Here is a 17,363-nt window from a genome sequence, read left to right on the forward strand (position 1 = left end):
TGTGTAAGGCCGGCTCCCATAGGGAGCCGGCCTTTGGTATGATTACAGGATGTTTCGAACACGCGATTTTATTCTGATCTTCACGTCGATCGTGTTTTTGCTGGTGGCAATCACCGCAACGACAGTGCTGCAAAAAGGTAGTGGACAACCGGAGTTGCGCATTGCGCCTGACGCTGAGCAGACGTATGTTGCTGAAGTGTACGAGGGGCCGACGATCTCACGAGCAGAGCGTCTAGCAGCGCTGCGAGAAAAGATCTCGGCCGGGCAAGGAGTGACACTTGAGGCGCCTGTCATCGAATCTGAAGACAATGAGGAGTCTGTAGCAACTCCAGCTACCACAACAGAAACTGAAGTATTAGCAGGTGCTCCTGTGTATTGTCCGCAGTATGCGCCATATACCGGTCCGTGGCCGCGTACTGGTGTATCGATCGAGGTGGCTGAAGGGGCGCGTTTGGTCTATGAGGCTGGTGGTCTTGATTCGGCCGATGTCACCATTGCTCCCGGTCGTTCAGTCTTGTTGCAACTCCCTGTTGCTCCGTTTGCACTAGCCCAGCCTGCTTGTCTGCGTACTGACGTGATCGGCATTGCGCAAGATGGTTCACTGATCCGCAATAATGAAGCGGGTCTATATGGTGTGTTTGGTGCTGAGACAATTGTCGGCTATGCGCTAGATGGTTTTCCGATCTATGGCACCAGTGCGGTCGAAACTGACACGTGTGGTGGTGCGGTGGTGGGTGGTCAGTACGGCTACCGTCTGACAGCTGGGCAGACGCAAATACTGAACTGTTTCTCAGCTACACCAGTAACTTTCTAAAACATGGCAACTTTGATCGTGGATATTGAGACCAAGGCCGAAGACTGGAAGGCTCTTCCAGGGATTACGCGCAGTGCACTCACGCAGTGGATCGAAAAAGCTGATTTCAGCTATGAAGAAAAACGTAAGAAACTGAGTACGGTGCAGTCACGGCTCTCGCTCTCGCCATTTACGGCATCGATCATCTCTCTGGCTGTGTATGATGTCGAGCGAAAGACCGGCGCTGTGTATTTTGTATCGAATGAGTCTGAAGATTCGTTTGAAATCGATGATTTCACCTTCAAGGCTCGTACGGAAAAGGAGATCCTCGAAGATTTTTGGGAAGGAGCAACAAGTTATGATGTATTCGTCACTTTCAATGGACGCTCTTTCCTGATGCCATTTATACATCATCGTTCTGTCATGCAGGGCGTCAAACCAACGGTTGATATCGCACGTCAGCGCTATCTCACCAAACAGACATTGCCATACCATGTCGACTTACTCGATGAACTTTCATTCTACGGTGGTATGTCTCATCGCCCATCGCTTGCACTGCTGTGTGGTGCATACGGGATCGACAATAGTAGTCTCCTTAGTGGCGACGAGATCGACGCCGCTTTTGCCGATGAGCGCTATCGGTACATTGCAGAAAAGAACATGGGTGATGTGCAGGCGATCAATGGACTCTATGAGAAGTGGAAAGAGAATCTTGCACCACATTCCTTTATCAATGCTCTTGAAGGATAAGTAGTGATTTTTGATATACTGCCACTATGACTGAAAAGAAATTTCCGGAAGGATTCTATTGGGGAGCAGCGACTGCTTCGTATCAGGTTGAAGGGGGGGTAGAGAACTGTGATTGGGCTGAGGCGGCACGCGCGAAGCGCGTGCCGCCGTGTTGTCGTGCGTGTGACCACTACAATCGATATGAAGCTGATTTTGATATTGCAAAAGAACTGGGTCACACCGCGCATCGTTTCTCTGTTGAGTGGGCACGAATTGAACCAGAAGAAGGGAGGTTTGATCAAGAGGCAATTGAGCACTATCGGAAGGTGCTATCGGCGCTCAAAGCTCGCGAACTGACGCCATTTGTTACTATTTGGCATTTTACGTTGCCGCTCTGGTTTTCACAGTCTGGTGGCTTTGAGCGCAGCGATGCGCCTGAAATATTCGCTCGCTATGCCGCGTTTGTGGTCGAGCAACTAGGCGATCTTTGCGATCATTTTTCAACCATGAATGAGCCAAATGTGTTTGGTAGCAATGGTTGGTTGCGTGGTACGTGGCCGCCATTCAAGCGTTTCAAGCTTACTGATATGGTTTCGATCACGAATTCTGGGAAGTCGTATGAAGCTGCGCCCGACAAGGGTTTTGGTCCGGTCAGAACATATTTTAAGGTCATGAAGAATCTTGCTTTGGCCCATAATGCTGCATATAGAACTATTAAGAACGTCTCGCCAAAGACCGAAGTGAGCGTGGTGAAGCATGTCATCGTCTTTGCTGCTAATTGGAACCCATTCAATAAGCTAGCCGCAGCAGTCGCCAACTTCTACTGGACAAAACTCTTCATGGGTCGAACTCATAAATACTGTGATTCGATTGGTCTTAATTACTATTTCTATACACAGTTTGGTGATAAGCGTCAGTGGAAAAAGACTGATATGGATTGGAATTTTGCACCGGAGCATATCTACGATGCACTCATGATGCTGGCGAAGTACAAGAAGCCATTGTTTGTGTCTGAAGGCGGGTTGGCTGATCATGATGATTCAGACCGTGCCGAGTATATCAAGAAGCAAGTTGCTGCTACGTGGCAGGCAATCCAGGATGGAGCCGATGTTCGTGGGCATTTGTATTGGTCGCTGATGGATAACTACGAATGGGCACTTGGGTTTGAAAAGCAGTTTGGCCTTATCCAAATCAACTACAAGACGCTTGAGCGAACAATTCGTCCATCAGCCTACGTGTATAAGGAAATAATCGAGAAAAACGCCATAGTAGAATGATTACATGGGTTGGATACTCTTGGCGGCTGCAGGGCAATTTTTGAATGCTATTGTAGCCATCTTTGATAAGTACATCGTCTCTGACGAACAGGTCTTGCCTCGTCCGTTTGTGTACGCGTTTTACTCGTGTCTCGTGACGGGCGGGTGGATCATCATCTTTTTCTTGGGGTGGGTACCGGGTCTTTCAGATCTGGGAATGCCATCGCTTGAGAACGTTAAAACGCCGACCATTCAAGTGGTGGGAATGTCTATTTTGGCAGCGTACACCTTTTTTATTGCGCTGGTCTCTATGTATGATGCCTTGCGCCGAGCAGATGCTTCTAATGCGCTACCGATCATCGGTTCTGTGTCCGCCTTGGCAACCTTTGGATTCAGTTACTTGTTTTTGGATGCAACGCTTCACGACAATTTTATCATTGGTATCGTACTTCTTGCTGTTGGTACGCTGTTGGTCGCCCAGACCCTGCCACGGGTGGATACCGTGCTTCAGGTGCTACATAGCGGTCTCTTTTTCGCGTTGCACTATATCACCATGAAAGGTTTGTTTTTGGAGACCAGTTTTGATGACGGCTTCTTTTGGTCACGAGTTGGGTTTGTGTTCTTTACCTTGTCGCTCCTCTTGATCCCAGCATACTTTGAGAAGGTGAAGACGGTCAGTAAGCGGACGACAAGGAAAGCTGGCATTATTGTGTTGTTGGCAAAGATCTTGGCTGGCGTGGCTTCATTCCTCTTACTTAAAGCAACACACTTAGGCGAGCCAGCTGTCGTGCAAGCCCTTGGTGGCTTGCAGTACGTGTTCATTTTGCTTATCAGTATTGCACTGGCACACCAATTGCCGTCCACAGCAACCGATCGAGATACTCGCCCTGAGACTTTCTTCCGTAGATTGCTGTATGTGGTGATCATCTTGGTTGGGTTCGTGGTTCTCTTCACGTGATACGATGTATAACAACGCATGATAAAAAAGGTCTTGTACAGCTTGGTGGGTATTTTGGTGGTAGGCCTTTTTGGACTCTTCCTTTTGGCGCAAAAGGAAGAGCCAAGTGATATCACATATGGAATGTCATTTAATACACCGTACGCACGCGAGCTTGGTCTCAATTGGCAGGAGGCGTACGACGCGATCCTCGATGAGCTGCAGGTACGACATCTGCGTCTCGCCGCACACTGGCCAATGGTAGAACCGCAGCCGGGTGTCTACAATTTTGAAGAGCTTGATTATCAGATCAAGCGAGCTGAAGAAGTGGGGGCTGAGGTGGTGCTGGCGGTCGGGCGCCGCTTGCCGCGGTGGCCAGAATGTCATGTGCCAGCATGGGCTGCAGATATCTCATCGGAGGAACGGCAAGCGGCGCAGCTCAGGTACATGGAACAAGTTGTGACTCGGTATCAGAACAGTCCTGCTGTGGTCATGTGGCAGGTTGAGAACGAACCGTTTTTAGAAGTGTTTGCGTTTGAGCATTGTGGTGAACTCGATAAACAGTTCCTTGACCGAGAGATCGCTCGAGTACACGAGCTTGATCAGACTCGTCCGATACTCGTGACCGATAGCGGCAATTTGGGTACCTGGGCAGGAGCGTACCGCAGTGGCGATGTGTTTGGTACGAGTGTGTATGTACACTTTTGGAATCCTGAACTAGGACAGTTTCGAACAGTCTTACCAGCCTGGTTCTATCGGGTGAAAGATAATCTGATGGCGGTATTGTTTGGCGAGAAACCAACAATGCTTATCGAGTTGTCGGCAGAGCCGTGGTTACTTGAGCCGGTGACAGACGTGCCTCTTTCAGTGCAATTCACGCGCATGAACCTAGAAAAGTTTGAAGACATTCTCGAATATGCAAAAGAGACAAGGTTTGAACAACAATATCTTTGGGGAGCGGAATGGTGGTATTGGCTCAAGCTGCAGGGCGAACCGGCAATGTGGGAGCGAGGTGAGAGATTGTTCAATGAGTAGGTGGAATGTAACAGTGGCGCAGAATGAAAGATGTCTAGTCACCTCGTCGTATATAATCAACGTATGGAGTCAGAGCAGATCGCAAAGACAGCGCTCATCAGTAGCGTCATTACACTTTTGATCATTGGTACTACTGGGTATGCGCTTCGTAGTCAGATCAGTGATTATTTTCAGACTCCGGCTTCTCATACAGTGGCAAGTAGAACAGAGATCGTGCAAGAGGACAGTAAGGTAGTCTCGACCATCGAGCTGGTCAATGACGCAGTGGTTTCGGTCGTTGTCACCAAGGATGTGCCAGTATACGAACGATACTATGAATCGTATGACCCGTTTGGGTTCTTCGGGGGCTTTAGTGTGCCACGGGTGCGTGAAAATGGCACTGAAGAACGAGAGGTTGGTGGTGGGTCAGGTTTTATTGTAAGTAACGACGGGATGATCGTTACGAACCGTCATGTCGTTGATGATGAAGAGGCGAAGTATACCGTCCTTCTTAACGATGGAACGTCATACAAAGTGGAGGTGCTCGCGCGTGATCCGCAGCTCGATATTGCTATCCTTAAGATCACCGATCCGCTCGAAAGCGCGCTTACATTCGTGCGTTTTGGTGATTCTGAGTCATTACGTCTTGGTGAGACAGTCATTGCTATTGGTAATGCGCTTGCTGAGTTTCGCAACTCAGTATCGGTCGGTGTGATCTCAGGTCTGTCACGATCGATCGTGGCGAGCGATAGTCTTGGACACAGTGAACAGCTGGATGAAGTCATTCAGACTGACGCTGCGATCAATCCTGGAAACTCAGGTGGACCGTTGCTTAACTTGAACGGGGAAGTGATCGGTGTGAATGTGGCAACCTCACGAGGTGCAGATAACATCGGTTTTGCATTGCCGTCACACGTGGTCAGATCAGTGGTAGATTCAGTGCGTGAACACGGCGAGATCGTGCGTCCGTTTCTGGGAGTGCGGTATGCAATGGTGACTGATCGTATGATCGAGCTAAACGATCTGCCTGTAGATCATGGGGCGCTCGTGGTCCGTGGTCAATCTGCTGACGAGTTGGCGGTCTTGCCAGGATCTCCAGCCGACAAAGCAGGAATTGTTGAGAATACGATCATTCTGTCGATCGATGGCGAAGAGTTGCGAGATACTGATCTAGCGACAGTATTGCGTGGTAAAGAAGTGGGGCAGGAGGTCGAGTTGCTGCTCTGGCAGGACGGGGAAGAACGCACAGTACGGGTTACTCTTCGGCGTACGCCATAAGGTATACTTATTGGTATGACCAATAGACGTGCGACTGACAGTGTTGTGGGGGAGTTTTCTCGCGTAGCTGAGGAGGTTCTTGATGATGCGCAGATGGTGGTAGATACCGCTGAGGTACAGATCCAGCGAGTAGCTGCGCCGGTACGCAAGAGCATTCTAAAGCGTTTCCCTGTCTTGTTTCTGCTAGCGGTTACGTTTGGTTTTACTGCTACCATCACGGGCATGGAGCAGCTGTTGATTCGAAGTGAGTTGTTGCAAGATCATCCGGCAGTTATTCTTGCGATCGGTATTTTCTTGCTGGTAGCAACTGGTACTTTGTACAAAAAACTAGGCTGACATGAGTTTTTGGAAATTTACATTCTCCTTCCTGTATGTTCGAAATTGGGATACGGGGGTAAAGGAATTGTCTCGACCCCGAGTTGCGCTGTTTTGTGGTGGCTTGTTTCTCCTCATGCTAGCTCTGACTATTATCAGTATTTTGCAAGCCCCGATAGAATACATTGCACCATGAAGAAGTTTTTAATCATTTCTGGAAGTTTTTTACTTGGCGCACTAGTCGCGACGGTACTCGTCTTTTGGTATGTGCTACAAAACATTCCTCAGCCTGCAGCAGGGTCTGCACAGACAAATGAAACGACGTCTGCAGATACGGAAGGTGTCGCTTCATCGGACGCAACAACAGGTATTCCACTGCGTGATCTGGCGCTCAGTGATGCGCAGCTGTCTGTGCTTGATAAAGTTGGGATTGATGTGGACACTTTTGTTATTACTCCTGCTATGCAGTCGTGTGCAGCGGAGACTCTTGGCTCGGCACGATTCTCTGAAGTATTGGGTGGTGCGGCGCCAAGTGTTCTTGAAACGACCCGTCTGCTCCCTTGTTTGCGTGCAGAGTAGTCATTGCAAGCACTGTCAAACCACGTATACTACTAGAGAAATAAACACGTTATGTCTGTAATTGCACGCTTTAGAGCTTTGCCCGACAAGGACAAGGCTGCTCTTATTCGAAAATTGGTCCAAAATGGAACGCCAGATTTTGATTACTTTTATCTCATTGGTCTCTCCACTTTAATGGCGACTCTGGGTTTGCTGCTTGATAGCAGTTCGATCGTGATTGGCAGTATGCTCATTGCGCCACTTATGTATCCTATCCTCGGTGTTTCTTTGGGTTTGGTAATGATGAACAACAACATCAAGTTGGTGCAGCGTGCCCTTTCTACTCTCTTGAAGTCTCTTGGTGCTGGACTTCTGTTGTCGGTGGTGGCTGCAGCTCTTTTTGGGACAAGCGATCCTGGTATGTTCACTACAGCTGAGGTAATGGCTCGCACTGAGCCACACTTCTTGCACCTTATTGTGGCAGTTGTGGCTGGTGCAGCCGTGGCATACATGCTCGCGCGGCCTGAGTGGAACGATGCGTTACCTGGTGTAGCGATCGCTGTTGCACTCGTACCACCGCTCGCAACTGTTGGTGTAGGTATTGCTGCACTTGATATGACTATCATTGCTGGCGCTGCAATGATTCTTATCTTGAACCTGTTCGGTATCATTTTGACCGCTATGCTTATTTTCCAGCTCATGAACCTGTCTGAGAAGGAGCATATCGCTGAATCTACAGTGAAGCGTGAAGAGGAAAAGTTGGAAGAAGAGAACAAGGTGATCGCTGAAGTTACAGAGCAGATAACCGAACAAAAGACTATGGAGAAACGTGTAATTAAAGAGGATATTACGGCTTCATGATCGACTGCACAAAACAGTTTAACAGTGTCTTAAAACTCGTACTTTTTAGTGTGGTGCTGTTTTTTGTGTCAGTCACTGCAGCGAGTGCGGAGGTTGTCGTCCGTTCTGATTACACTGTTTCGGTGACTGAGGATCAGGTCATCGCTGGAGATTTTTACACTGCAGCAAACATTCTTAATGTATCAGGCGTTATCGAATCTGATCTGGTCGCCGCTACGGGTAAGACAACAATCAATGGTTCTGTTAATGGTGACGCGTTTATAGCAACCTGGTCTCAGACTGATGTGCACGGCACGATCGGTGATGACCTACGTATCATCTCAACCGGAGCAACGATCGCCGAACCAGTCATGGGTGACCTACTCGTGATTGGTTCGTCAGTACACATTCTTTCGACCGCCAGTATCGCTGGTGATGTCGTCATTTATGCCGGACAGGTCAATATTGAAGGTTCGGTTGGTGGTGATGTGCTTGGAACTATGAAGAATCTCCGGATCAATGGACCGGTAGCAGGTGATGTTGATGTTAAAGTTGATGAGTTTGCTTTAGGTGATCGTGCTGCGATCGAAGGGTCGGTGCGCTACGTCAGTTCAGATGTTCTTAATCTATCTCCCGATCATCGAGTGGGAGGTGAGATCTTCCGCAATGATCCAGTGATCGATAAAAACGAATATCAATTCAAATCACTCTTTGTCTCAGCCTTGGTCGTGCTCTTCACAGTGTTGGTCTGGTTCCTTATTTCGCGTCGTTCGCTTGAGGAGGTTGTGAAGGAGGCGGCGACAAAAAGCGTTAGGTCACTTGTAGTTGGCTTATTGGTGCTACTTCTGGCGCCATTAGCTACGATCATTCTTCTTTTCAGTGTCATTGGCATGTTCGTTGGTATTGTCTTCCTCTTCCTATATGCCCTTTTGGTAACCCTCTCCTTCGCTGGACTGTCTGCTGTGATCGGACATGTCTTGATGCGAGTTTTCAATCAGCCATCTGCTCGACTATCGCTCGTCACGTTGGTGGTTGGAGTTTTTGCGGTTATTTTACTCGTAATGTTGCCGGTCGTAGGGCAGGTTGCGTTGTTCCTGTGTATGCTTGTTACACTTGGTGCGATCGTCGACCTGTTGCTCCGTGCTCGAGGATAATGATCTATGTTTGTTGCTTTGATCGAGGTCCTGAAGGATCTGTGGCGTTTTGTTTTTAGGCTTGATGTAGTACCGACGCCAATGCCGAGGCCGAATGTTCCAGATCCGGTTTCTGTTGAGTTGCCTGCACCCGAACCATCACTTGCTGATCTTTCGTATAAGTACGGGAAGACAGCCTTTGTTTCGATTCCAGAGCTGTCTTGTTTGGCGAGGCCAAAGCCTGGTTTTGACTTACAGCTGGGTTCCTTCCACTATGGTGATACGGTGTCTGTGCTGAAACGCGAGCCTGATTTCTCACTTGTTTTTACGCCACAATTAGAAGGGTGGGTGCAGAGTGGAGCGCTTAGTGAAGATGAACGACAGGTATTTCCGCAACTAGTGCAAGATCATATCTATCATGCTACCCACGAAGCAACGGTGGCTATTCGTCGTGTTCTTCGTGATGCGTGTGGTGGTGGCGTAATGGATTTGCCACTGCAATCTCTAGAATATGCGCTGTATGAGTTGTCTCGCCGGGGGATCGTGGTGCCGTGGCCGCAGCTTCGTCCACGTATTCCTGGGCAATGGCAGCAGTTACTTCGTGGTGTCCCAAGAGTACGGATCGATGTTGAGCCTCGTACTGGAGCTATACTTGAACATGCTCCTGAGGCAGTGGAGCGAGGTTTCTTGGGCTATGTTGAGGCTGTCCATCCTGATGATTCGATCGTACTACGCAGCGTGGGGCGGGATATCGATGGAGAGTATATTGTTGAAACACTAATGCGTGATGAGTGGCGAGAGTGGCGTCCTGTATTTATAAATTTCTCGTAGATTGGTACACTTGTTGTATGAAACCAGTAGCATTTTTTGATATCGACGGTACGGTCTTCCGTTCAAGCTTGCTTATTGAGCTGGTTGAACAACTGATCGCAGAAGAGGTCTTTCCACCAGAAGCAGCGCTTGAGTATGAAACAGAGCTTGAGAATTGGCGATCACGAGAAGGAAAGTATCAGGAGTATATCGAGGCAGTCATTGCAACCTTTTTAAAGCACATCAAGGGTGTGCACTACAGCACCTTTGCTGACATCGGCCGACACGTTGTAGATGAACAGAGTAGATATGTGTACCGGTACACGCGAGATCTGATCAAGAAGCTCAAGCAAGAGGGGTACTACATTGTTGCGATCTCACAATCACCAAAGACGGTACTTGATGAATTTTGTGCCGAATATGGTTTTGATAAAGTGTACGGCCGGTTTTATGAGATCGGCCCGCAAGACCAGTTTACCGGCAAAGTGCTTGATGAGCATTTGATACAGAATAAAGCCAATATCGTGAAGCGTGTCTTTGAGCGAGATCAGAGTTTGACCGAGGAACGCTCCGTTGCGGTTGGTGATACAGACGGTGATATCCCACTGCTTGAATCAGTTTCTGAACCGATCTGTTTCAATCCAAATCAACCGCTCTATGCGTACGCAAAGCGCGCAAAGTGGCCAATTATCGTGGAGCGGAAGGATGTTATCTATCATTTATAAGCAGGGTGGTTTTTGGTATAGTGTTGGTATGAAACGAAAGAAGCGGTTACGAAGAGATCAAGAGAAAGCGGTTGTTGGTGGTGTGTTGGCCGGGTTGGCAAACTACTTTGATCAGGATCCGGTATTATTCCGTATCATGGCGATCGTGTTTCTCATTTTGACCGGTGTCTTTCCGGGGTTACTTTTTTATCTGGGTGCTTGGATCGTGATGCCAAAAGCTGATAACACTGACCACTTCGACTACGAGGTGGTCGAGTAGTGTCATGAATCAAAAAGAGCGCAGGTTTGTTGATACCGTTTGGCGACACTATCACGATCATGGTCGTCATGATCTGCCATGGCGAAAGACCGCTGATCCCTATCGAATTTTGGTTTCTGAGCTCATGCTGCAGCAGACACAAGTTGACCGTGTCTTATCTAAGTACCGGTCTTTTTTGAAGGAGTTTCCTACGGCGCGGCGGCTTGCCGCCGCGCCACTTGGTGACGTACTCCGGGCTTGGCAAGGACTTGGGTACAATCGCCGGGCAAAGTTTTTACATCAAGCTGCCAAAGAGGTAGTGAAAAACCAGAAAGGGAAATGGCCACATGATGAGCCTGGCTTGCGGAGCTTGCCAGGCGTGGGCTCATACACAGCGTCTGCGGTGATGGCGTTTGCGTATAACGAACCAGTGGTGCTTATCGAGACCAATGTCAGACAAGTGTTTCTACAGCACTTTTTTGCAAGGCAGAAAGAGGTTCACGATGATAATATTTTAAAGCTCGTAGCCAAAACACTACCGCATGATAATCCACGAGAGTGGTACTGGGCACTGATGGACTATGGTGCACATCTAAAAAAAGAACACGGTAACATCAATAGTAAAAGCAAACATTACACTAAGCAGTCGAAGTTTCAGGGCAGTGATCGACAGATTCGTGGCGCGATTCTGCGCGTGTTGACACACAGAGGCAAGCTTACGAAAGTCCAGCTAGAAAAATTACTACAGGTCGAGCTTCCAGATTACGATAGCGGGCGAGTTGCTACGCAACTCGCCCGACTAAAGGATGAGCAGATGATACATCTAAAGGCAGGTCAACTTAGGCTCGCATAATAAACTAACCCCTCCGTTTGACGGGAGGGGAGATGCAATTCTTGAGCTTCTGTCTGTATCGGAAGGCAGTTTTCATTCATTCAGGGTGGTGTCTCAGGGTTGACTCCGTGACTCCCGAGAGAATCACTTCGTTGTCTACCACCTACTAGGTTCTACCAAGAAAATTTATTAGTCCTGTTACCAGACATACTTGGCGTTTACCCGAATGGGTCTGCGCAAAATGAACTATCTCAAGAACCGGGTTATGGGATTCGAACCCATACAGCTACGCAGATTTCTCTGCTTACGGTTGGCCAATCAGTAGCTTCAGCCAATCCCCGTTGTTTCCATCCAAGAACACCATACCAAAATCCATCTTAAAGTGTACTTGCGAACCTCGGTAACCTGAGGTGTTATTTACTATCTTCAATGTTGAGGGTAAAAAACATTGCTGGGATCATGAGGGCAGCAAAGACAATGTAAATCAGACCAAATTCTTGAATGTAGAGGAGAGCAAGGCTGCCGGCCAAGGCTCCAAAAATGTAGGCGAGTGGGCGAGTGACGCGGAAAAAGCTGATGATCTGAGCGTCGCTACTTTTTGTTTGCTTGAAGAAATAGCTTTCGGTAGTTACCTCAACGAGACTAGCGCCAACGCGAGTCGTAAACATGATGATCGACCAGACCAAGATACTGGCCACAGAGACAAAAGACATCCAGCTAGTAGAGATGATGAGGATAAGAAAACCAATACCCATCATTTCCTTTTCACCAATGTATCTATCTGCGATGAGCCCGATCGGGTACTCAAGCACAACGTACGCAAGCTGTGCAAAGAACATGATGATACCAAACTCAGCCCAAGAGAAGCCAATGTGCTTAGTTAGGAAGAGTGGTGTGTACACCACCATCATCATAAAGAAGACTTGCAGTGTAAAGTGAGCCAACAGGACATAGCGGATGTTGAGATTGCGCCAAAAACTTCTGATGGCTGAGAAAAGGTCGATTTCTCCATAGGTAGGATCTGAAAAGTCTTTAAAGAAAAAAATGAGTATGACTATGATCGGCAGAAGTGTTACAGCGCTCACTACGTATGGGTAGGTGAAGGTAGTGGCAGAACCGTCAACCAAAAGACCGCCAACAAGCGGAGAAATAGCGCCAATGAGGCTGGTGAGAGTGAGGAGGAGTCCGCGCTTGCTGCCGGTCGTGGTTTCATTATTGCCGATCTGTTCTTCCATGAAGACATCGAGATTGAAAATGATCAACGGTACGGTGATTAAATGAACGAGGAACAGAGGGATGGCAACGCGAAGCTCAGTGGCAAAGGCCATGCCGATAACCGCCAGGAAGTTACAGAGCAAGAGGGTAACTGTCAATTTGAAATTGCCGACCTTCCGGAGTACGCGCGATACGAAGAGAAAGATAAGGACGCTGAGCGCCGAGCCGATCGTATAGATAGTACCGACAGCTTCTTCTTTGATGAACTGTTGTAAAAAGGATGAGTTGATATAGGCAACTACAAAGCTGTGAAACACTAAGAGTAGGGAAGCGGCGTAAATAGGCACAAGGTGCCGTTTTGGCAGTTTGTTAGTCGATAGACTGTAATGAGCAGAACGTGGCATGGGTACATTATAGCCGCCAAAAGCTTCGCTTTTGGCGGCTATAAACAGTCACAGAATAAGTTTTAAATATTGACATATGGAGTATTTATTATAGTATCTCACCAGCCTTTCTCTCTAGAAAAGTACCTGCGAATCCGTCGTGGGTAGTGACTAGGGAGAAGTATCATGCTCTTGAATTTGCTCGGTTTGGTCCTCTTTGCAATCGGTTTGTTTGCAGGCATGGGGCAAGGCGACGCCGGAGTAGCTGCAATTCTCTTTGCGGCAGCGTTCCTCTGCGTACTCATGATCAGCCTCTGGCGTGGTCGCAAGCTGAAGAAGCTGGAGTCTGCCGACGACTGACAACGCCGAAAAAGTAAAGTCCCCCATAGGTGGGGACTTTTTGTATGTAAAATGGCCGGCCCCTTCGGGGCCGACCATTTTACATCTTTTAAATTCCGATCAGCACCGGAATCACCATTGGATTCTTTTGCGTCTTCTGCATAAGGAATCCGCTAACGACATCTGTAAGTTCATCCTTCACGAGTTCAAGATCGATTGGATGCATGTGTTCAGTCTGCCTCTCAACCGTCTTCTTGATCAGTACACGCGCTTCTGAGAGCAGTTGCTGATTTTCACGAAGATAGACAAAACCACGAGAGATAATGTCCGGTGACTTACGCAACTTACCGTTCTTGGTATTGACTGTTGCGATGATGACGAACATACCATCTTCAGCGAGTGTCTGACGGTCGCGCAGCACTACTTCCTGGCGCGTACCTACGGTGAATCCGTCTACCATGAGGAGTTCATTTGGGATCTTCATCGGGAGGACAGTGAGCTCGGTGCCGTTCTTGATCTCGATGATGGTGCCGTTGTCTGGTACGACCACATGATCGCGCGGGAATCCGTTCTCAACCGCTGCATACATGTGGCTCTTGAGGTGGTAGTGGTGACCGTGAACTGGGATCAAGAATTCTGGCTTAAGGGTCTGAGTTACCCAAATAAGCTCACCTGCATTACCGTGTCCTGAAGAGTGCACGTGTGAGCCCTGGTAGTTCACGACCTTTACGTTCTTGCGGTAGATATTGTCTTTCAACTTCTGAACAGCGATCTCGTTACCAGGGATCACGGAAGATGAGAGGACGATCGTATCACGTTCATTCAATGTGATGAACTTATGTTTGTCAGTTGCCATTCGCATGAGCGCTGCAAACTGCTCACCTTGCGCACCCGTTGAAAGGATCACGATCTTGTCTGCTGGATAGAGGTTCATGTCGTTCGCCGGAATGAAGACCTTTGGGTCAACTTCCATAAGCTTCGCCTGCAGTGCAATATCGATGTTGGTCTTGATGCTGCGGCCTTCCATCACCACCTTCTTGCCAAGTTCTTCACACACCTTGATCACGCTGATAAGGCGATCAAACTGTGACGCAAACGTACCAATGATCAAACGACCAGTTGAGTTACGAATGATTTCTTCGAGTGTCTCAAACACGCGAGCTTCAGTGGCTGAGAAGCCACCACGGTCTGCGTTGGTTGAGTCACAAAGAAGGGCGAGGTTCTTGTTTTGCCCGATCTTCTCCCATTCCTGGCGCTCTTCCACCACTACTTCACCGTCTTCGTGCACGAGCTTAATGTCACCAGTCACTACGATATCACCGTGCTTGGTCTCGATCGCGAGTCCCATCGCGTCTGGAATAGAGTGTGTAACTGGGAAGGTCTTGATGCGGGTTTTACCAACAGTAAACGTTTCACCTTCTTTCACTACGTTCATCTGCACTGGTTCCATGTGTGGAAACTCTTCCTGACGCTTCAGGATCATGAGCGAGGTAAGGTACTGTGTGTAGATCGGTGGGTTACCGATACGCTCCATAATGAATGGAATACCACCAATGTGGTCGAGGTGACCGTGAGTTACGACGAGCGCGCGGATCTTGTGCTTGCGCTCTTCAAGATACTGCGTGTTTGGCAGGATGTAGTTGATACCAGGTGCGTTTGATTCTTCGCTCACGAACTGGAAACCAGCGTCGATGACAATGATGTCATCTTTGGTTTCAATGATGTTCATGTTTCGGCCGATCTCTTCTACGCCTGATACAGGAATAATACGCACGGTATCCTCATCCATGAGTTCTGGGATCGGTGTAGTTTTTTCATCGCTTGTAGTGAGTCGATGAGTTAGTGCTGGTGCCTTGTCTGGGCGACGGCGGTGCTGTCCACCACCATTGCGACGACGACCATTGCGACGACCATTTTTCTTTGCACCAGGCTTTCCTGCTGTAGGCTTGGTACTAGAATGATGCCCATTGCTGCGTGGGTGGTTGTTGTTATTGCGGCGTGGTGGCCGACTGCCAGCTGTGTGAACTCGACGACGATTACGTGGTCGTCGCTCAGGTGTTCCGCTCGCTGATCGTGTCTGTGAATTTTCAGTTGTGTTCATATCAATTTCAGTTTCTTTTAAGTGTTTTCAATTTCTAATATACAAATCGGATTACATATCATCTCGGAAGTGAGACCACAGCGAATCGCTTTCGGTATGCCACTCGGACACGCTGCTGAATCGATCAGCCGCTCGTCCTAAGTTGTTCATAGCTGCGGTGTCTATCTTCTCATCCACGACGTATGTCAGTGTTGGTTGAAACAGGAAGATCGCTGGTGTCTCTTTTGCAATGATATTGCTTGCCTGCATAAGGGCTTCTTGCCGTGCAGTCTCGTCTTGCTCTGTGCGTGCAGTCTCAAGAAAATCATCCACCTCAACGTTTGCGTATTGTGCAATGTTGAGCCCAGGATCATCTTGTTGCGATGAATGCCAGAACGGATACAGGTCATACGAACGACTCATATCAACTCCAAATAACAGCGCTTCAAAGTCTCGTGGTCTGATGACAGACTGCACAAGGCCAGTTTGCTCAAATTGCTCAGTGGTCACATCGATACCAATGGCTTGCCATTGTGAGGTTACGGCGTCCAACACCGCATCAAAAAGTGGCACGTTGCTTGTTCGAAGTGTGAATGAGAGAGTGACAGGAGCGTCATCGATCTCTTTCTCCCAGAGCCCATCATCATTGAGTTCCCAGCCACCGTCGATCAGGATGTCTTGCGCTCGTTCGTTTTGAGTAGTGGTGCTGGTTTCAGCAATGCTGCTCGTTGATTCTAACGAAGAACTCACTGCAATGGTAGGGTTTGTGATGGGGACACCGTACCCAAACAGTGCTGTTTCGATCAGTGCGTCTCGATTTAAGGCTGCTGTCAATGCTTCTCGGACGGCAGGATCGCGGAGTGCAGTTGAGCGGTTTTGATTAAAGAAAATACCAAAGGTGCGCGGTAGCGCGACCTCAACCAGTTTGTATCCTTCTTCCAAAAACGGCGCAATATGATCTGTTGTTAGGTAGGCAGTTGCATCGATCTTGTGGTCGTGCAGTGCTTGCTGAAGCAATTCTTCATTCTGGAAAAACTGCAACTCAATGGAGTCTATCTTTGGGTCTGAAAGGTTGCTTCGAAAAGCCTGGAGGCTGTAATGTTCGATCAAACCAGAGGTGTCGCGTGTTGCATTGATGATCTCAAACGGCCCTGAACCGATCGGTTCAGTGTTGAGTTGACTGAATGGTAGTTGTTCGATCGGCAGACTGCTCCATGCGTGTGCCGGCATTATACCAACGGTAAAATTCTCAATGAATGGCGCGTATGCTTCTTCAAGAATGATATTGAGCTCGTACTCACCGATCTCTTCAACGACCACGTCAGTCCAGTTGCCGCGTAGTGGGCTCTTGAGGTCCGGGTCCTGGATGAGTCGAATCGTATAGGCAACATCGTGGGCAGTAAGTGGTGTTGCGTCATGGAACTGTACGTCGCGACGTAAGACGATGTTGTAGGTGAGTCCATCTTCGGAAGTTGTAATAGATTCTGCTAGGTCATTGACCAGCATACCGTCTGGTGCGATCTTCATGAGTCCGCTATATACCAGCGCAGTCACATCTTGGTCAGCTCGGGTGGAAGCGAGCGCTGGGTTCACAAAGCGTGGGGTGCCCAAAATACCTTCAGTAATAGTGCCACCACGAGTCGGGGTGATCTCAGAGTGTTGCTGATTGAATGCGAGGGTCAGCCAAATTGCAGTGCCAATGACTGCAAATAGTCCAAGGCGAAGCAGAAACTTGTCGCTACCACGCGCAGTTTCAATAAGGTTAAGGAGTCGATCGAATAGCGAGAGCGACGATCCGGGTGTCTGGTTCATAATGGAGTTAGGTGTAAGTGAATGATCAAAGAGCCGTACAACACTCGATCGAGTGTGCGACAGAATTCAAATAGTG

Annotated in this window: 18 protein-coding genes; 15 read left to right on the forward strand and 3 right to left on the reverse strand. The window is 48.5% G+C overall.

Translation table 11 applies throughout. The annotated features are described in order from the left end of the window. The first annotated feature begins 49 nt into the window (after positions 1-49). From H6786_00595 to H6786_00660, 14 genes are all read left to right on the forward strand, one after another. Positions 50-814 (forward strand): hypothetical protein, encoded by a 765-nt coding sequence (locus tag H6786_00595; protein MCB9815868.1) that lies wholly within the window; start codon positions 50-52, stop codon positions 812-814. A 3-nt stretch (positions 815-817) separates the two neighbouring features. Continuing rightward, positions 818-1,543 (forward strand): ribonuclease H-like domain-containing protein, encoded by a 726-nt coding sequence (locus tag H6786_00600; GenBank protein ID MCB9815869.1) that lies wholly within the window; start codon positions 818-820, stop codon positions 1,541-1,543. 26 nt (positions 1,544-1,569) lie between these two features. Continuing rightward, the gene (locus H6786_00605) at positions 1,570-2,799 is read left to right on the forward strand and encodes a glycoside hydrolase family 1 protein (protein ID MCB9815870.1); all 1,230 of its coding nucleotides are present in this window, start codon (positions 1,570-1,572) and stop codon (positions 2,797-2,799) included. A gap of 4 nt (positions 2,800-2,803) precedes the next feature. Next, positions 2,804-3,736, forward strand: coding sequence for an EamA family transporter (locus tag H6786_00610; GenBank protein ID MCB9815871.1), 933 nt, complete (start codon positions 2,804-2,806; stop codon positions 3,734-3,736). Between the two features lie 18 nt (positions 3,737-3,754). Beyond that, entirely contained in the window at positions 3,755-4,750 is a 996-nt protein-coding gene (locus tag H6786_00615) for a beta-galactosidase (GenBank protein ID MCB9815872.1), read from the forward strand. A 63-nt stretch (positions 4,751-4,813) separates the two neighbouring features. Then, positions 4,814-6,007, forward strand: coding sequence for a trypsin-like peptidase domain-containing protein (locus H6786_00620; GenBank protein MCB9815873.1), 1,194 nt, complete (start codon positions 4,814-4,816; stop codon positions 6,005-6,007). Positions 6,008-6,022: 15 nt separating this feature from the next. Then, positions 6,023-6,343: a hypothetical protein gene (locus H6786_00625; GenBank protein MCB9815874.1), complete on the forward strand. Its 321-nt coding sequence runs from the start codon at positions 6,023-6,025 to the stop codon at positions 6,341-6,343. 171 nt (positions 6,344-6,514) lie between these two features. Next, positions 6,515-6,901 carry a hypothetical protein gene (locus H6786_00630; protein ID MCB9815875.1) on the forward strand — a complete coding sequence of 129 codons (387 nt, stop codon included), beginning with the start codon at positions 6,515-6,517 and terminating at the stop codon, positions 6,899-6,901. A 51-nt stretch (positions 6,902-6,952) separates the two neighbouring features. After that, positions 6,953-7,741: a DUF389 domain-containing protein gene (locus H6786_00635; protein MCB9815876.1), complete on the forward strand. Its 789-nt coding sequence runs from the start codon at positions 6,953-6,955 to the stop codon at positions 7,739-7,741. After that, positions 7,738-8,874: a hypothetical protein gene (locus H6786_00640; GenBank protein ID MCB9815877.1), complete on the forward strand. Its 1,137-nt coding sequence runs from the start codon at positions 7,738-7,740 to the stop codon at positions 8,872-8,874. The genes H6786_00635 and H6786_00640 overlap by 4 nt, the downstream gene beginning before the upstream one ends. Positions 8,875-8,880: 6 nt before the next feature. Beyond that, positions 8,881-9,684 carry a hypothetical protein gene (locus H6786_00645; GenBank protein MCB9815878.1) on the forward strand — a complete coding sequence of 268 codons (804 nt, stop codon included), beginning with the start codon at positions 8,881-8,883 and terminating at the stop codon, positions 9,682-9,684. A 17-nt stretch (positions 9,685-9,701) separates the two neighbouring features. Next, a complete protein-coding gene (locus tag H6786_00650) occupies positions 9,702-10,388 on the forward strand; it encodes an HAD family phosphatase (GenBank protein MCB9815879.1) in 687 nt (228 codons plus the stop codon). Positions 10,389-10,416: 28 nt separating this feature from the next. After that, positions 10,417-10,647, forward strand: coding sequence for a PspC domain-containing protein (locus H6786_00655; GenBank protein MCB9815880.1), 231 nt, complete (start codon positions 10,417-10,419; stop codon positions 10,645-10,647). Between the two features lie 4 nt (positions 10,648-10,651). Next, positions 10,652-11,479, forward strand: coding sequence for an A/G-specific adenine glycosylase (locus H6786_00660; GenBank protein ID MCB9815881.1), 828 nt, complete (start codon positions 10,652-10,654; stop codon positions 11,477-11,479). A 392-nt stretch (positions 11,480-11,871) separates the two neighbouring features. Here H6786_00660 and H6786_00665 read toward each other — a convergent pair whose 3' ends face one another. After that, complete coding sequence (locus H6786_00665; GenBank protein ID MCB9815882.1) at positions 11,872-13,077, reverse strand: MFS transporter; 1,206 nt, start codon at positions 13,075-13,077, stop codon at positions 11,872-11,874. Positions 13,078-13,242: 165 nt separating this feature from the next. Between H6786_00665 and H6786_00670 the strand changes: the two genes are divergently transcribed. Next, on the forward strand, positions 13,243-13,416 hold the full coding sequence (locus tag H6786_00670) for a hypothetical protein (protein ID MCB9815883.1): 174 nt from the start codon (positions 13,243-13,245) through the stop codon (positions 13,414-13,416). Positions 13,417-13,504: 88 nt separating this feature from the next. Here H6786_00670 and H6786_00675 read toward each other — a convergent pair whose 3' ends face one another. Continuing rightward, positions 13,505-15,496: a ribonuclease J gene (locus H6786_00675; protein MCB9815884.1), complete on the reverse strand. Its 1,992-nt coding sequence runs from the start codon at positions 15,494-15,496 to the stop codon at positions 13,505-13,507. 51 nt (positions 15,497-15,547) lie between these two features. After that, entirely contained in the window at positions 15,548-17,287 is a 1,740-nt protein-coding gene (locus H6786_00680; protein ID MCB9815885.1) for a peptide ABC transporter substrate-binding protein, read from the reverse strand. Positions 17,288-17,363: the final 76 nt, after the last annotated feature.

The sequence above is a fragment of the Candidatus Nomurabacteria bacterium genome (genome assembly GCA_020632075.1).
GTDB lineage: Bacteria > Patescibacteriota > Minisyncoccia > Phycocordibacterales > UBA918 > OLB19.

Bases quoted from the DNA above. Each gene is read 5' to 3' on its own strand.
- H6786_00655 (MCB9815880.1), top strand. From the start codon at position 10,417: ATGAAACGAAAGAAGCGGTTACGAAGAGATCAAGAGAAAGCGGTTGTT.
- H6786_00615 (MCB9815872.1), top strand. From the start codon at position 3,755: ATGATAAAAAAGGTCTTGTACAGCTTGGTGGGTATTTTGGTGGTAGGC.
- H6786_00625 (MCB9815874.1), top strand. From the start codon at position 6,023: ATGACCAATAGACGTGCGACTGACAGTGTTGTGGGGGAGTTTTCTCGC.
- H6786_00600 (MCB9815869.1), top strand. From the start codon at position 818: ATGGCAACTTTGATCGTGGATATTGAGACCAAGGCCGAAGACTGGAAG.
- H6786_00670 (MCB9815883.1), top strand. From the start codon at position 13,243: ATGCTCTTGAATTTGCTCGGTTTGGTCCTCTTTGCAATCGGTTTGTTT.
- H6786_00595 (MCB9815868.1), top strand. From the start codon at position 50: ATGTTTCGAACACGCGATTTTATTCTGATCTTCACGTCGATCGTGTTT.
- H6786_00620 (MCB9815873.1), top strand. From the start codon at position 4,814: ATGGAGTCAGAGCAGATCGCAAAGACAGCGCTCATCAGTAGCGTCATT.
- H6786_00630 (MCB9815875.1), top strand. From the start codon at position 6,515: ATGAAGAAGTTTTTAATCATTTCTGGAAGTTTTTTACTTGGCGCACTA.
- H6786_00680 (MCB9815885.1), bottom strand. From the start codon at position 17,287: ATGAACCAGACACCCGGATCGTCGCTCTCGCTATTCGATCGACTCCTT.
- H6786_00605 (MCB9815870.1), top strand. From the start codon at position 1,570: ATGACTGAAAAGAAATTTCCGGAAGGATTCTATTGGGGAGCAGCGACT.
- H6786_00660 (MCB9815881.1), top strand. From the start codon at position 10,652: ATGAATCAAAAAGAGCGCAGGTTTGTTGATACCGTTTGGCGACACTAT.
- H6786_00610 (MCB9815871.1), top strand. From the start codon at position 2,804: ATGGGTTGGATACTCTTGGCGGCTGCAGGGCAATTTTTGAATGCTATT.
- H6786_00665 (MCB9815882.1), bottom strand. From the start codon at position 13,077: ATGCCACGTTCTGCTCATTACAGTCTATCGACTAACAAACTGCCAAAA.
- H6786_00640 (MCB9815877.1), top strand. From the start codon at position 7,738: ATGATCGACTGCACAAAACAGTTTAACAGTGTCTTAAAACTCGTACTT.
- H6786_00635 (MCB9815876.1), top strand. From the start codon at position 6,953: ATGTCTGTAATTGCACGCTTTAGAGCTTTGCCCGACAAGGACAAGGCT.
- H6786_00675 (MCB9815884.1), bottom strand. From the start codon at position 15,496: ATGAACACAACTGAAAATTCACAGACACGATCAGCGAGCGGAACACCT.
- H6786_00645 (MCB9815878.1), top strand. From the start codon at position 8,881: ATGTTTGTTGCTTTGATCGAGGTCCTGAAGGATCTGTGGCGTTTTGTT.
- H6786_00650 (MCB9815879.1), top strand. From the start codon at position 9,702: ATGAAACCAGTAGCATTTTTTGATATCGACGGTACGGTCTTCCGTTCA.